General features: G+C 71.1%; 14 protein-coding genes. 3 read left to right on the forward strand and 11 right to left on the reverse strand.

From position 1 onward, the window contains the following. Positions 1 to 13: 13 nt before the first annotated feature. Positions 14 to 763: a class I SAM-dependent methyltransferase gene (locus ACFOY2_RS23310; RefSeq protein WP_379530193.1), complete on the forward strand. Its 750-nt coding sequence runs from the start codon at positions 14 to 16 to the stop codon at positions 761 to 763. 160 nt (positions 764 to 923) lie between these two features. Here the strand turns inward: ACFOY2_RS23310 and ACFOY2_RS23315 are convergent, their stop codons facing one another. From ACFOY2_RS23315 to ACFOY2_RS23325, 3 genes are all read right to left on the reverse strand, one after another. Continuing rightward, entirely contained in the window at positions 924 to 1,565 is a 642-nt protein-coding gene (locus ACFOY2_RS23315) for a TetR/AcrR family transcriptional regulator (protein WP_379530194.1), read from the reverse strand. A 163-nt stretch (positions 1,566 to 1,728) separates the two neighbouring features. After that, positions 1,729 to 2,361, reverse strand: coding sequence for a nucleoside/nucleotide kinase family protein (locus tag ACFOY2_RS23320; protein ID WP_379530195.1), 633 nt, complete (start codon positions 2,359 to 2,361; stop codon positions 1,729 to 1,731). Next, on the reverse strand, positions 2,358 to 2,972 hold the full coding sequence (locus tag ACFOY2_RS23325) for a TIM barrel protein (protein ID WP_379530196.1): 615 nt from the start codon (positions 2,970 to 2,972) through the stop codon (positions 2,358 to 2,360). The genes ACFOY2_RS23320 and ACFOY2_RS23325 overlap by 4 nt, the downstream gene beginning before the upstream one ends. Between ACFOY2_RS23325 and ACFOY2_RS23330 the strand changes: the two genes are divergently transcribed. Together ACFOY2_RS23330 and ACFOY2_RS23335 are read left to right on the forward strand one after the other, a co-directional pair. Beyond that, positions 2,925 to 4,103, forward strand: a complete 1,179-nt coding sequence (locus tag ACFOY2_RS23330; protein ID WP_379530197.1) for an ROK family protein — start codon at positions 2,925 to 2,927, stop codon at positions 4,101 to 4,103. The two genes, ACFOY2_RS23325 and ACFOY2_RS23330, sit on opposite strands and share 48 nt — an antisense overlap. 34 nt (positions 4,104 to 4,137) lie before the next feature. Beyond that, positions 4,138 to 4,590 carry a phosphotransferase gene (locus tag ACFOY2_RS23335; RefSeq protein ID WP_379530198.1) on the forward strand — a complete coding sequence of 151 codons (453 nt, stop codon included), beginning with the start codon at positions 4,138 to 4,140 and terminating at the stop codon, positions 4,588 to 4,590. Here ACFOY2_RS23335 and ACFOY2_RS23340 read toward each other — a convergent pair. The 8 genes from ACFOY2_RS23340 to ACFOY2_RS23375 form a co-directional block, all read right to left on the reverse strand. Next, complete coding sequence (locus ACFOY2_RS23340; RefSeq protein ID WP_379530199.1) at positions 4,551 to 5,771, reverse strand: FAD-dependent monooxygenase; 1,221 nt, start codon at positions 5,769 to 5,771, stop codon at positions 4,551 to 4,553. The genes ACFOY2_RS23335 and ACFOY2_RS23340 overlap by 40 nt on opposite strands. Positions 5,772 to 5,875: 104 nt before the next feature. Beyond that, complete coding sequence (locus tag ACFOY2_RS23345) at positions 5,876 to 6,202, reverse strand: antibiotic biosynthesis monooxygenase family protein (RefSeq protein ID WP_379530200.1); 327 nt, start codon at positions 6,200 to 6,202, stop codon at positions 5,876 to 5,878. A gap of 248 nt (positions 6,203 to 6,450) precedes the next feature. Next, a complete protein-coding gene (locus tag ACFOY2_RS23350; protein WP_379530201.1) occupies positions 6,451 to 8,073 on the reverse strand; it encodes a flavin-containing monooxygenase in 1,623 nt (540 codons plus the stop codon). A 21-nt stretch (positions 8,074 to 8,094) separates the two neighbouring features. After that, the gene (phzG, locus tag ACFOY2_RS23355) at positions 8,095 to 8,730 is read right to left on the reverse strand and encodes a phenazine biosynthesis FMN-dependent oxidase PhzG (RefSeq protein WP_379530202.1); all 636 of its coding nucleotides are present in this window, start codon (positions 8,728 to 8,730) and stop codon (positions 8,095 to 8,097) included. A gap of 13 nt (positions 8,731 to 8,743) precedes the next feature. Next, complete coding sequence (locus ACFOY2_RS23360; RefSeq protein WP_379530203.1) at positions 8,744 to 9,595, reverse strand: PhzF family phenazine biosynthesis protein; 852 nt, start codon at positions 9,593 to 9,595, stop codon at positions 8,744 to 8,746. Further along, entirely contained in the window at positions 9,592 to 11,451 is a 1,860-nt protein-coding gene (locus ACFOY2_RS23365; protein WP_379530204.1) for an anthranilate synthase family protein, read from the reverse strand. Before ACFOY2_RS23365 ends, ACFOY2_RS23360 begins: the two co-directional genes overlap by 4 nt. A 59-nt stretch (positions 11,452 to 11,510) precedes the next feature. After that, positions 11,511 to 12,134 (reverse strand): isochorismatase family protein, encoded by a 624-nt coding sequence (locus ACFOY2_RS23370; RefSeq protein WP_379530205.1) that lies wholly within the window; start codon positions 12,132 to 12,134, stop codon positions 11,511 to 11,513. Positions 12,135 to 12,163: 29 nt separating this feature from the next. Continuing rightward, positions 12,164 to 13,336: a 3-deoxy-7-phosphoheptulonate synthase gene (locus ACFOY2_RS23375; RefSeq protein WP_379530206.1), complete on the reverse strand. Its 1,173-nt coding sequence runs from the start codon at positions 13,334 to 13,336 to the stop codon at positions 12,164 to 12,166. Positions 13,337 to 13,357 lie beyond the last annotated feature (21 nt).

Consider the following 13,357-nt stretch of genomic DNA (forward strand, 5'->3'; position numbering starts at 1 on the left):
TGGAGGAGACGAAATGGTGGACCGCCGCAGAAACGTGGTGTTCGGAGAGGCAGTCGATCAGTACGAGTCGGCCCGGCCCGGCTACCCTGATCAGCTCGTCACCGACGTGCTCGGTTACGCGCCCTCCGGCCCGGTGCTGGAGGTCGGCGCGGGGACGGGCAAGGCCACGGCGGGTTTCGCGGCCCGCGGCGTGGACCTGACCTGCGTCGAGCCCGACGCCAGGATGGCCGCCACACTGCGGGCGAAGTGCCCGGAAGTCAGGGTCGAGAGCGGGATTTTCGAGGACTACGTGCCCGACCGGGCGTTCGCCCTGCTCTATTGCGCCCAGGCCTGGCACTGGGTGGACCGGGACAGGCGCTGGGACCTGGCCCACGCCGCCCTGACGCCCTCGGGGGCCGTGGCGCTCTTCTGGAACAACTACGGCGTCACCGACCCCGAACTGCTCACCGCCCTCGCCGACGTGGACGGCCGCTACGGCGTGTCGAGCTCCAGCCTGCACCGGCCCAAGCCTGGTCGGCCCGAGCCTCCCGCGGACGAACTGGCCGGCGACCCCCGCTTCACCGACCTGGAGACCCGCCTCTACACCCACACCGACCGGTACGAAGCAGACCGCTACCTGGATCTGGTCCGCTCCGTCTCCGCCTACCGGATCATGGACCACGACGCGCGCGAGGCGCTGCTGCGCGACCTGGCCTCCCTGCTGGGCGACGGCGTGGACATGACCTTCACCACCGAACTCACCCTCGCCCGCCGGGCGGACTAGATCTGGCATGGCCAGGACGGAACGCTGCTGAGCGGTGGCCGGCCCCAGAGACCTGCCGTCCCGCCGGACGCAGACAGGCCCGAGCAGCCGGAAGTCGATCTCGTGCACCACAACCTCCCCGCGTGATCACGCTATCGAGCCGACCGGCCGGCCCGCCCGATCAACGGGAAGGGTCGCAGCCCAGCAGTTCGCGGGCCAGGGCCTGGCTCCACCACTGTTCGACGCGCTCGGGCGGCCAGCCGCGCTCGGCCGTGAACGTGGTGTAGACGTCGATGCTGCACAGCCCCGCGTACACGTCGACCGCGCCGGGCACGTCGAGCCCCGGGCGCAGGGTGCCGTCGGGCCAGGAGGAGAAGACCGCCACGCGGGTCTCGTCGGCCCGCCTGCGGCCCTCGCGGTAGACGGAGGCCAGCTCGGGTTCGCTGCGGGCGGCCTCGCGCAGCAGCGTGATGACATCTCCGGCGCGCTCGTACAGCCGCCGGTCGAAGCCGGCCATCGCGGCGAGCTGCCGTCCGGGGTCGGCCTCGGCCGACTCCAGCTCGGCGAGCTGCTGCGCCGGGTCGGCCGACAGGTCGGCGGCGTCGGCCAGCGCCCTGGTCAGGCCGGTCTTGTTCCCGTACACCGAGTAGACCGTCGGCACGGAGACCCCGGCCTCGCGCGCCACGTCGCGCACGGTCGTCGCCGCCCAGCCGCGCTCGACGAAGAGCCGGCGCGCGGCGCGGGCGATCTCGGCCCGCGTCTCCAGCGCCTGCGTCGTACGGCGCAACGAGTCGTAACGGCGCCGGCTCACCTCAGCACCCATGGTTGTACTCTAAGTGCTTACGCTACTTATAATGAATATATGGCTCGTAAAAGCATTGGAGGCACCACCATGCGCTTCTCCCGGATCAGCGGCATCGCCGCCATCGGCTTCGCGACCACGATCGTGGGCGTCAACCTGGTCCTGGTCCCGGCCGGGATGCCGCTCACCGGCGCCGGTCCAGGTCGACCAGCAGGTCGGCGCCCGCCCGGGTGGCGCGGATGGCCACGGCGTTGGGCTCGTCGACCTCGGCGACCCAGCGCGCGGCCTGATCGGGGCTCTTGCCGAACTCGACGTGCCGCCTGGTGAGGCGCTCCAGCCGGACGCGGTCGTCGACCTCGGCGTACCAGACCTCGGTCATGGCCTGCCTGACCTGCCGCCACGGTTCGTCGGCGGCCAGCAGGTAGTTTCCCTCGCTGACGACGACCCGCGCGGCCGGCGGCACGGCGATGGCGCCCGCGATCGGCTGCTCGATGTCGCGGTCGAAGGAGGGCGCGTAGACGACGGTGGCGGTCTCGGCGCGCAGGCGGCGCAGCAGCGCCAGGTAGCCGTGGGCGTCGAAGGTGTCGATGGCGCCCTTGCGCCCCAGCCTGCCGAGGCGTTCGAGCTCGACGTCGGCCAGGTGGAAGCCGTCCATCGGCACCCACACGGCCGGCAGCCCCGCCGCGCTCAGGCGCTCGACCAGCCATCCGGCCAGCGTCGACTTGCCCGCACCCGGACAGCCCGCGATGCCGACCACGACCCGTTCGCCGGTCGCGGCCAGCCCCCGGACGCGCTGGAGCAGCTCGTCTCCGCTCACCTGACGCCCCCGCTGACGGCGAGCGCGGCGGTCAGGTAGCGCCGGGCGTGGTCGGCGAGCGCGGCGCCGTCGGTCCACAGGTCGCGCCAGATGGCCAGATCGCCGGAGAGCCCCGGCGCGACCACCGCGGAGGAGAAGGACTCGAACGTGACGGGGCCCCGGTAGCCGACGTCGGCCAGGGCGTGGAAGAAGCCGGTGAGGTCGAGGTGACCCGAGCCGAGGAAGCCGCGGTGGTTCTCGCCGACGTGCACGTAGCCGAGCCGCTCGCCCACCTCCAGGACCGGCCTGATCAGATCGTCCTCCTCGATGTTCATGTGGTACGTGTCGAGGTGCACGACCACGTTGTCGGCGCCGACGTCGTCGGCCAGCCGGAGCGCCTCGCGCGCGGTGTTGACCACGTTCGTCTCGTAACGATTGCACACCTCCAGGCCCAGCGTGACCCCCTGCGCGGCGGCGTGCTCCGCCAGGCGGCGCAGCACGGACACGGCGTTCGCCCGGCCGCGCGTGGAGACGGGGCGCCCGTACTTGCCCAGGGCGCTGTACAGGAAGGGGAGGTCGGTCGGGTGTCGAAGGACAGTCCTGGGGCGGTGTTCGCGCTGTTCCGGTCGCATCCCGACGGGCTCACCAAGACGGAGGTGGCCCGGCTGGCCGGGCTGTCCCGCACCGCCGTCAACCAGCGCGTCGAGGCGCTGCTCGGCCACGCGCTGATCGTCCCGTCCTCCCAGGACGCCAACACGGGCGGCCGGCCCGCCGACCGCTTCGACGTCAACCGGCACCGCGGCGTCGTCCTGGTCGCCGACACCGGCGCGACCGGCATGCGGGTCGCGCTCGCCGACGCCGTCGCGGGCGTCCTGGACGAGCGGCACGTCCCCATCGACATCACCGACGGCCCCGTCAAGGTGCTCGACCAGGTGACCGACCGCTTCGCCGAACTGCTGGCCGGCCACCCGCGCTCCGAGGTGCTGGGCATCGGCCTCAGCGTGCCCGGCCCGGTGGACGCCGCCAGCGGGCGCGCGGTGAACCCGCCCATCATGACCGGCTGGCACGACTTCGACATCGCCGGCCACTTCGCCGGCCGTTACGACTGCCCCGTCGTCGTCGACAAGGACGTCAACGCGATGGCGTTCGGCGAGCACCGGCTCACCCACCCCGAGACGCCCAACATCGTGTTCGTGAAGATCGGCACCGGCATCGGCACAGGCCTCATCGTGGACGGGCGCATCTACCGGGGCTCCGACGGCGCTGCCGGCGACGTGGGACACATCCCGCTCGCCGCCGCAGGGGTGAGCGACCCGCCCGTGTGCCGGTGCGGCAACACCGGGTGCGTGGAGGCGTACGCGGGCGGCTGGGCCATGGTGCGCGACCTGCGCGAACTGGGGCACGAGGTGCGCTCCGTCAACGACGTCGTCCGCCAGGCGCACGCCGGCAACCCCGACACCATCCGCGTCGTGAAGCGGGCCGCGGGGATCGTCGGCACCGCGATCAGCGACATCGTCAACATCCTCAACCCGCGCAAGGTCGTCGTCGGCGGGCAGCTCGCGGCCATCGACGACGTGCTGTTCGCCAGCGTCCGGCAGTCGGTGTACGGGCGTTCGCTGCCGCTGGCCACCCGCAACCTCAGCATCGTGCCGAGCACCCTTGGGGACCGGGCCGGCGTGCACGGGCTCGCCAGGCTCGTCACCGACACCGTCTTCGCCCCGGACCGGATCGACGGCCTGATCAGGGGCCGCGCTCAAAGATGACGATCGTCCCCGGCACCACCGCCATGCTGGTGAGGTGAGGAACATCCTGGATCGGTGGTTCCCGGACGTCGAGCCCGAGCGGCTCGCCGTCCGCCGTGGGCAGTTCCACCAGGTGGTGGTCGGCCCGGATCGGGTCGTGTGCCTGCCGCGCACCCCCGCGGCGGCGACCCGGCTGCCGGAGCGGGCGGCCGTGCTGCGGCTGCTGGCCGGGCTCGGCGATCTCGGCGTCCCCGTCCCCCGGCCGTTGGAGTCGGGCGGCGAGGAGTACCTGGTGCTCAGCCGGGTTCCTGGAGAGCCGCTGGAGGCGTTCGCGGACGTCGCCACGGCCGAGGCGGTGGCGGCGCGGTACGCCGAACTGCTGGCCACGGGGGCCGGCCGATCACGTCACCGGCGGACCGGCCTTCCACCGGGACGCCTGCAGCGGGCGGAAGGCGAGGGGGGTGCTCGTCAGGCGGGGGTGGGGCGGTGTTCTACGGTGGCGCGGTAGTCGGCGGTGATGGTGGCCAGGGCGGTCGTCCTGTCGGTCTCGGCCCCGGCTGCCGCGACCCGTTCCGCGCTGTCCATCTTCCTGTTGGCCTGCACGATCGCGTTCGTGGCCGGCCGTCGGACGTTCTCGTAGCGCTCCAGCGCGTCCGCCACGTCGGCGCTTCCGTCGAGCGCGTCGGCCAGGGCGGCGGCGTCGATGATGGCCTGGGAGGCGCCGTTGGCCCCGATCGGGTACATGAGGTGGGCGGCGTCGCCGAGCAGGGTGACGCGCCCCTGCCCCCAGTGCTCCAGAGGCTCGCGGTCGACCATCGGGTAACGCAGGATCTGGCCGCTGCGCGCGAGCGCGTCGCGGACGTCGAACCAGCCGAAGTCCCAGTCGGCCAGGTACGGGAGGATGTCGTCGATGACGCCCGGCAGGTCCCAGGCGGCCTCGGCGGCCGGGCCCGGCGAGCCCATGGAGACCAGCAGCACCCAGTTGAGCAGGGCCTTGCCGCGTTCGGCGTACCGGGCCGAGATGGGGTAGGCGACCAGGCGGGTGGCGTTCTCGTCGTTGGCCAGGATCATGGTGCGGCCGTCGAGGAAGCCGTCCAGTTCGGTCAGGCCGCGCCACATCTGCACGCCCGCCCCGTTCAGCCCGGCCTTGCCGGGGTGCAGGCGTGAGCGCACGGCCGAGTGCAGGCCGTCCGCGCCTATCAGGGCGGCGGCGTGGAAGGTGACACTGGAGCCGCTGTCGCGGTCGTGCGCGTGGACGCGGACGCCGTCGCGGCTCTGCTCGTAGGTGTGCAGCCGGGTGCCGGTGCGGACCGCGCCGGCCCCGAGGCGGGTGCGGACCGCGTCGAGCAGCAGCAGTTGCAGTTCGCCTCGGTGGATGGAGTACTGCGGGAACGGGTGCCCGGCCGCGATGCCCCTCGACTCTGTCCATAACGTGGCGCCGAGGTGGTCGAGGTAGCGGTGCTCGCGGGTGGGGATGCCGGTGGCCGCCAGCGCCTGGCCGAGCCCGAGCCCGGTCAGGCAGGCGATCGCCGCCGGCTGGATGTTGATGCCGACCCCGAGAGGCCGGATCTCGCCGGCGGCTTCCAGCACGGTCGACTTGATCCCACGGGCGTGCAGGGCCAGGGCGGCGCTGAGTCCGCCGATCCCGGCTCCGGCGATCACGATGTCTGCGGTGGTGGCACTGGTCATGGCGACTGTCCTGCTTCCTTGCCGTGCGCGTCCGTGCCTTGCGGGATTCCGCCCCGCTGATCGAGGTCAGCGGGGCGAGGTCTGTTGTCTTTCCGCCTGCCGGCTCAGGCGTGGTAGGTGGCGACCACCCGGTACGGGTGCGGCGACGCCTTGGCGATTTCGCCGGCCTTCTTCGCGTAAATCTGCGCCTCGGGGTCGGCCAGTGTGGCCTTGACGTCGTCCGGGCTGCGCCACTGCGCGTAATTGACGACTCTGGTGCCGTCGGCGCTGGCGAGAAGGTTGACCGAGATGAAGCCGGGCCGGCCCTTGAAGACCTTTTCCGCGCCCTCCTTGAGGATTTCGACGAGCTCCTGCTGCTTGGCCGGGTCGACGTCGAAGACGTTGATCACAGTGGCGATCTGGTCTTCGACGCGAATCACAGTATCAGTCATGTCGCTCATGCTATCCAGCTTGAGCGCAAAATAGTCAAGCATTTCGGTGAAGCTATTCGAGATATGTTAGATGACATTCTTTTTTGCGCGCCAAATAGCACGTCGGCAGGCTGACCTGCGCAAACGCGCCCGGCTTGAGGCAGCGAAAAACGCCGCCATCGGCGAAATAACGGTGAGGGGCGCGCTTTATCGCGGGCCGCGACACGCCCCTCACTCATTAAGACGCCGCGGGCGCGGCAAAGGTGACATCAGGCCGCGGCGGACGACCCCTGGCGCAGGACGAAGCCGTCATAGCCGGCGTCGGCCACCTCGCGCAGCTTCTCCCGGTAGGCCCCCAGGCCGGCGAAGTAGAACATGACCGTGCTCTTCTTGCCGGGGATGTTGGCCCCGAAGATCCAGGAGGCGACCTTCGGGAACAGGGTGTAGTCGGCCAGGCTCCGGCAGAGCGCCGTCCACTCCTCCTCGGCCTCCTTGGTCGCCTCGACGGCCACCGTGCCGCCGGCCTCCGCCGCCCCGATGAGCTCGCCGATCCACTCGACCTGGGTCTCGATGCACGGCGGCAGGTTGCTGAAGGCGCTGTTCGGGCCGAGGACCATGAACAGGTTGGGGAAGCCGGGGGTGGCCACGCCGAGGTAGGCGGTGGCCCCGTCCTTCCAGCACTCGCCGAGCCCGCGGCCGTCGCGCCCGCGGATGTCCATCACCTTGTAGCTGCCGTCCACGGCCTCGAACCCGGTCGCGAACACCAGGACGTCCAGTTCGTGCTCCACGCCGTCCTCGGTGACCACGCCGGTCGGGGTCATCTCCCTGATCGGGTTCTCCTTGATGCTGACCAGGGTGACGTTGTCGCGGTTGTAGCTCTCGTAGTAGCCCTCGTTGCAGATGGGGCGCTTGGCGTACAGCTCCGTCGGCATGAGCTTGCGCGCCGTCTCCGGATCCTTCACGATTTCCTTGATCTTCGACTTGATGAAGTCGGAGGCGGCCTCGTTGGCGGCCGGGTCGGTGGCGATGTCGGAGAACGTCCCGAACATGAAGCGGAAGCCGTTGCCACGGTCCCAGGCCGCCTGGAATAACCGGCGGCGCTCCTCGGGGGAGACGCTCATCGCGGGGGTGTCGCTCTCCTCGAAGCCACACGCGACCCGCGAGTGGCGGGCCTGGTCCCAGATCTTGTCGTAGTTCGCGCGGATTTCGGCGAGGTGCTCGTCGCTCAGCGGGCCGTTGCCGGACGGCACGCAGTACTGCGCGGAGCGCTGGAACACCGTCAGGTGCCCGGCCAGCTTGGCGGCGGTGCAGATGAACTGGGTGCCGGTCGAGCCGGTGCCGATGACGCCGACCCGCTTGCCGGTGATGTCCAGATCGTCGGGCCAGGCGCCGGTGTGGACGAGCCGGCCACGGAAGTCGTCGCGGCCCTTGATGTCGGGGAAGGTGCGCGACGACAGCGGGCCGAGCGCGGTGACCAGGTAGCGGGCGGTGAACCGCTCGCCGTCGCCGGTGACGACGGTCCAGGTGCCGGTGTCCTCGTCGTGGACGGCCGACTCGATGGCCGTGTCGAGCTGGATGTCGCGGCCCAGGTCGTGCCGGTCGACCACGGCCTGCAGGTAGGCCAGGATCTGCTTCTGCGGGATGTACTTGGTGTTCCAGCCGTACTCCTGGAGCATCTCCTTGTCGAACGAATACCGGTAGACGAAGCCCTCGACGTCCGACATGGCGCCCGGGTAGCGGTTCCAGTACCAGGTGCCGCCGATGCCCGCGGCCTTGTCGAACGCCCGGACCGTCAGCCCGAGCTCGTTGCGGAGCTTGTGGAGCATGTAGATGCCGGCGATGCCGGCTCCGATGACGATGGCGTCGAAATCGATCGTGCGCTTGCCGGTCACAAGTGACTCCTTCGCGTTTCTTCAGGGCTGCAGGCGGGTGGTTCGCCAGCCCGTGGCGGTCTTGTCGTAACGCAGCCGGCGGTGCAGCCTGCTGGCCGCCGCCGACCAGAACTCCACCGAGGCCGGCTCCAGGCAGTAGCCGGCGAAGCGGACGGGGCGGGGCAGCGGCACCTCGTCGGCCGCGAGCAGTTCGGCCTCGCTCAGCAGCCCGCCGGGGTCGCGCAGGGGCTCGCTCTGCCGTGACACCGTCGTCATGGCGTGCAGCGGCGTGGGGCGGGCGGCCCACAGCAGGTCGGACTCCGGCTCGGGCAGCTGCCCGACGGGCCCCGACACGATGAGCTGCTGGCCGGTCTCGCGCCAGTACAGGACGCCGGAGCCCCAGCCGGTCTCGGCGATCTCCCTTCCCTTCTGGCTGGTGCTGTGGGTGGTGAAGATCACGCCGCGCGCGGAGACGTCCACGACGGCGACCATGCGGGTGGAGGCGTGCCCGCGCCTGTCGGCCGTGGCCAGCGCGAGCGCCAGCGGCTCACGCACGCCGGCCTCGGTGGCCGCCTTGATCCAGGCGCGCACCAGGCCGAGCGGCTCCGCGGGCGGGGTGTCGTACTCGGGGAACGACCGGTCCGTCAGGCCGGTCAGGCTTTCGAATCTGCTGCTCACGTCGGGGCCTCCGTCAGACGTAGATCACGCCGCGGGCGACGGTGACGCCCGCGCCCTCGACGCGCACGGACGTGACGCGGTCGCGGGCTCCTTCGGCGCGGGCCCGCATCAGCGAGGGACGGCCCATCTCGACGCCCTGGAGGATGTCGATCCACTGGCCGTACTCGGCACGCCCGTGACGGGCGAGGTGGACGGCGATCGGACCGGCGGCCGAGCCCGTCGCCGCGTCCTCGGTCACGCCATAGGCGGGCGAGAACATGCGGTTGCGCCAGTTCGTCCCCGACCCCGCAATGCAGTTGGTCGCCATGTCGGGGAAGGCGGCCAGTGCCCGGTGGTCGGGGTTGACCCGGGAGAGCGCCTCCAGGCTCTCCAGCCCCACGAACACGTGCCTGGGGCCGTTGGTGTAGATCTCCACGGGCAGCTCGGAGCCCTCGATGCCGAGCGCGGCCAGCAGCTCCTCCGCCCGCCCGAACCGCTCCCAGGTCGGGATCGGCTGCTCCATCCGGGCCGCGACCCGCCCGCCCGCGCGCGTCACCTCGAAGTCGATGACGCCCATCGCGGTCTCCAGCCGCAGCCGGTCCCTGCCGAGCCGCTCGCCGAGCGCGATCGCGGTGCCCAGCAGCGGGTGCCCGGCGAACGGCAGCTCGTTGACCGGCGTGAAGATGCGGATGTGCGCCTCTCCCCCGAGCTTGGGCCGCAGGACGAACGTGACCTCCGACAGGTTCATCTCCTTGCCGATGCTCTGCATGCGCTCGGCGTCCAGGTCGTCGGCCTCGAAGAAGACCGCGACCGGGTTGCCGCGCAGCGGCGTGTCGGTGAAGGAGTCGACCACCACGTACTCGTGCGTGGCGTCCATGGTGATCATGCGGCCAGCGCCCTTTCGATGAGGGAGGCGAGAATGCGCGGGCCGTTCTGGGTGAGCACCGACTCGGCGTGGAACTGGATGGAGGAGAAGCGCGGCCCGCGCAGCGCGTGCACCTCCCCCGTCGCCGGGTCGTGGCAGATCTCCACCTCGCCCACGCCGTCCACGACGCTCGCGCCGGCGGCGGCGCGGGCGGCGAAGGTGTTGTAGAAGCCCACCCGTTCGGCCCTGCCGAACAGGTCGATCTCCTTCTGGACGCCCTGGTTCGGCTCCTCCTTGCGGCGCAGCTCGAACCCGAGCCGCGTGGACAGCACCTGGTGGCTCAGGCAGACCGCCAGGAACGGGCGGCGCGCGGCCAGCAGGGTGTCGGCGGCCGACCGCAGATAGGCGATCTTCGTGTGCCGGAGGTCGCGCGGATCGCCGGGGCCTGGGCCGAGCACCACGAAGTCGTAGCCGTCGAGGGAGGACACCTCGTCGTAGCGGCGAACGGTCACCCGCATGTCCATGGTGCGGAGCTGGTGGTCGAGCATCGAGGTGAAGGTGTCCTCGGCGTCGACGATCAGCGTGCGGCAGCCCGCCAGCGCGGGCCGCGCCGCCGCGCTGTCCTGGCCCTCGCCCAGCCAGAAGCCCGCGATGGTGGCGTTGCGCCTGCTCAGCGCGTCGCGTACCCGAGGGTGCGTGCCCAGCCTGGTGGTGGACGGCGTCTCCAGCGCCGCGAGCAGGCCGGCGGCCTTGGCGTGGGTCTCGGCGACCTCCGAGGCCGGGTCGGAGTGACGGACGAGGGTCGCGCCGACGCCGATGCGGGTCCTGCCCGAGGCGTCGATGTCGGCCGTGCGGATGAGGATGGAGGAGTCGAGGGTGCGCCCGCCCGACGCGTCGCGTCCGATGAGGGCGGCGACACCGCTGTAGTAGCCGCGCCCGTGCGGCTCGTGCCGGGCGATGACGCGGCAGGCGTTCTCCAGCGGGCTGCCGGTGACCGTCGGGGCGAACATCGTCTCGCGCAGGATGTCGCGTACGTCCCAGTCGGTGTCGCCCTCGATGAAGTACTCGGTGTGGGCCAGTCGCGCCATCTCCTTCAGCCTCGGCCCCTGCACCCGCACGCCCAGCTCGCAGATCCTGGTCATCATCTTGAGCTCTTCGTCCAGGACCATGTAGAGCTCCTCCGACTCCTTGCGGTCGGCGAGGAAGTCCATGACGTCGGGCAGCGCGGGGCCCGAGGGCGGGTAGCGGTAGGTGCCGCTGATCGGGTTCATGGTCGCCAGGCCGTCGCGCAGCGTGATGTGCCGCTCCGGCGTGGCCCCGACGAACGTGCGCTCCCCGGTGTGGATGACGAACGTCCAGTACGCGCTCGACTCGATCTCCAGCAGCCGCCGGAAGAAGGCCAGCGCGCGGCGCGGCGTGTAGTCGCTGATGTCGGTGACGAAGGAGCGCTTGATGACGAAGTTGGCGCCCTCCCCCTCGCCGATCGCCTCCTTGATCACCCTGCGGACGATCTCGGCGTAGTCGTCGTCTCCGACGTCGAAGTGCCCGTCAGAGACCGTGATGGCCTGGTCGGGGATCCTGGCCACGGCCTCCCGCACGGGGATCGTCTGCTGTGCGGTGATCGTCATCGCGATCAGCGGGGCGTCCTCGTCGGCGTAGACGAAGCCGCGCTCGCGGATCTGCCGGTACGGGATGATCGCCAGCAGGTCGTGCCCGGCGCCCTCCCGGTCGGGGAGCGGCAGGTCCGCAAGCTCGCTCACGTGGGAGACCTCTCCGACCACGACGTCCAGCGTGTCGGGGCCGGTGACCTCCGGGCGGTGCAGCAGCGCGAACGCCGCCGGGCGTAACTCCAGCACCTCCCCTAACAGATCGATCATGAGCCCTCCTTCGTCGGGCTCATGTTCCCCCTGCTTACTGATGACCTCGACAAGCTCGGTCATGGGAACACCTCCTTGGCGGTGACGAGGAGGGCGCAGCGCTCGGCCGCGTATTCGAGGGCCAGCCGGTGGTAGGCCGGGGTGAAGTCGGCGACGGCGTCGGCGACCAGGAAGGTCTCCAGGTCGTTAGTGAACGCGTCGATCGCCGTCATCAGGACGCCGACGTGCGCGTACACGCCGCACACGACGAGCTGGTCGCGCCCGCTCGCCCGGATGCGCTCCAGCAGGTCGGAGCGGAAGAACGCGCTGTAGCGCCACTTGGTGAACATCCAGTCGCCGGGCGCGGGGGCCAGCTCGTCGACCACCAGCCGGTCGGCGGGGGCGCGGCGCATGCCCGGCCCCCAGAAGTCCTTGAGCAGGCCCCGTTCCTCGGGGGTCATGTCGCCGGGCTGGGCCGTGTAGCCCACCGGGACGCCGAGCGCGGCGGCACGCCCGCGGACGTGCGCGACGTTGCCGACGAGCTCCTCGCGCATCGCCTCGGGGAAGAAGCCGACGAAGTAACGCTGCATGTCGTGGATGAGCAGGACCGCGCGATCGGGGTCGGGGGTCCATTGAGCGGTGTTGCGCGGCAGGTCGCCCGCGGTGAAGAGCGAATACGGCTCGATTGCCGGGATGCCGGGCATGGCCGTCCTTTCTGGTCGGGTGATGCGGGTCAGCCGCCCCAGGCGGAGATCACGGAGACCGCCTGCCACAGGGTGAGCCGCGGGTCGCAGAAACTCGTGTAGCGCTCGCCCACCTGGGCGAAGTCGCTCTCGTCCGTGGCGCACTCGGTGACGTCGTCCGGCGTGGTCTCCAGGTGCAGGCCGCCGGCCACGCCGGAGGCCGACTCGACCGCGGCCACGAACTCGCGTACCTCCCGCATGACGGCCGGCACCAGGCGGGTCTTGTGGCCGTCTGGGGTGACGACCGTGTTGGCGTGCATCGGGTCGCACAGCCAGATGACCGGGTGCCCCTCCGAGCGCACGGTCTCGACCAGCGGCGGCAGCGCGTAGCCCACCGTGTCCGCGCCCATCCTGGCGATCAGGGTGAGCCGGCCGGGCTCGCGTTCCGGGTCGAGCCGATCGCACAGGGCGAGCAGCTCGTCCTTGGTCATCTTCGGGCCCACCTTGCAGGCGACCGGGTTGGCGACCTCGGCCAGCATGGTGACGTGCGCGCCGTTCACCTGCCTGGTGCGCTCGCCGATCCACGGCCAGTGGGTGGAGCCGAGGATGAGCGTCCCCGTCGGGTCCCGCCGCAGCATGGGCACCTCGTAGTCGAGCAGCAGCGCCTCATGGCTGGTCCACACCGGCGGGTCGCCGGCCGGCCGGCTGAACGCGCCGCGCCAGCCCAGGTGCTCCATGATGTCGCCGGCCGCCATGTAACCGGTGAGGATGCGCAGCGGATCGGCCTGCCTGCTCTCCTGCGTCGGCTCGGGGCCGTTGACCAGGTGACCGCGGAACACCGGGAGGGTCAGGTCGCCGACCTTCTCCGTGGGGTTGGAGCGCGGCTTGGCGAACTGGCCGCCGATGCGCCCCACCCTGAGCACCGGTTTGCGGGTGACCATCTTGAGCGCGCCCGCGAATATGTCGAGCGCCGCCGTCTTGCGGCTGACGTGCTCCTGCGTGCAGTCCTCCGGGTTCTCCGCGCAGTCCCCTGCCTGCACGACCAGGGACTTCCCCGCCGCGACCTCGGCGAGGAGGGAGCGCAGGGTCCGCACGTCGGCGGCGCGTACCAGCGCGGGGCGCGAGGCGAGCACCCTGCCCACGCGCTCCACCTGTTCCAGGTCGCTCCATTCCGGCTGCTGAACGGCGGTGCTCAGCCGGATGTCGGGCATGACGTAGTCCACGATCTCTCCATTGGTTAGGCG

This window comes from Nonomuraea purpurea, from assembly GCF_042650645.1.
GTDB classification, from domain to species: Bacteria; Actinomycetota; Actinomycetes; order Streptosporangiales; family Streptosporangiaceae; genus Nonomuraea; species Nonomuraea purpurea.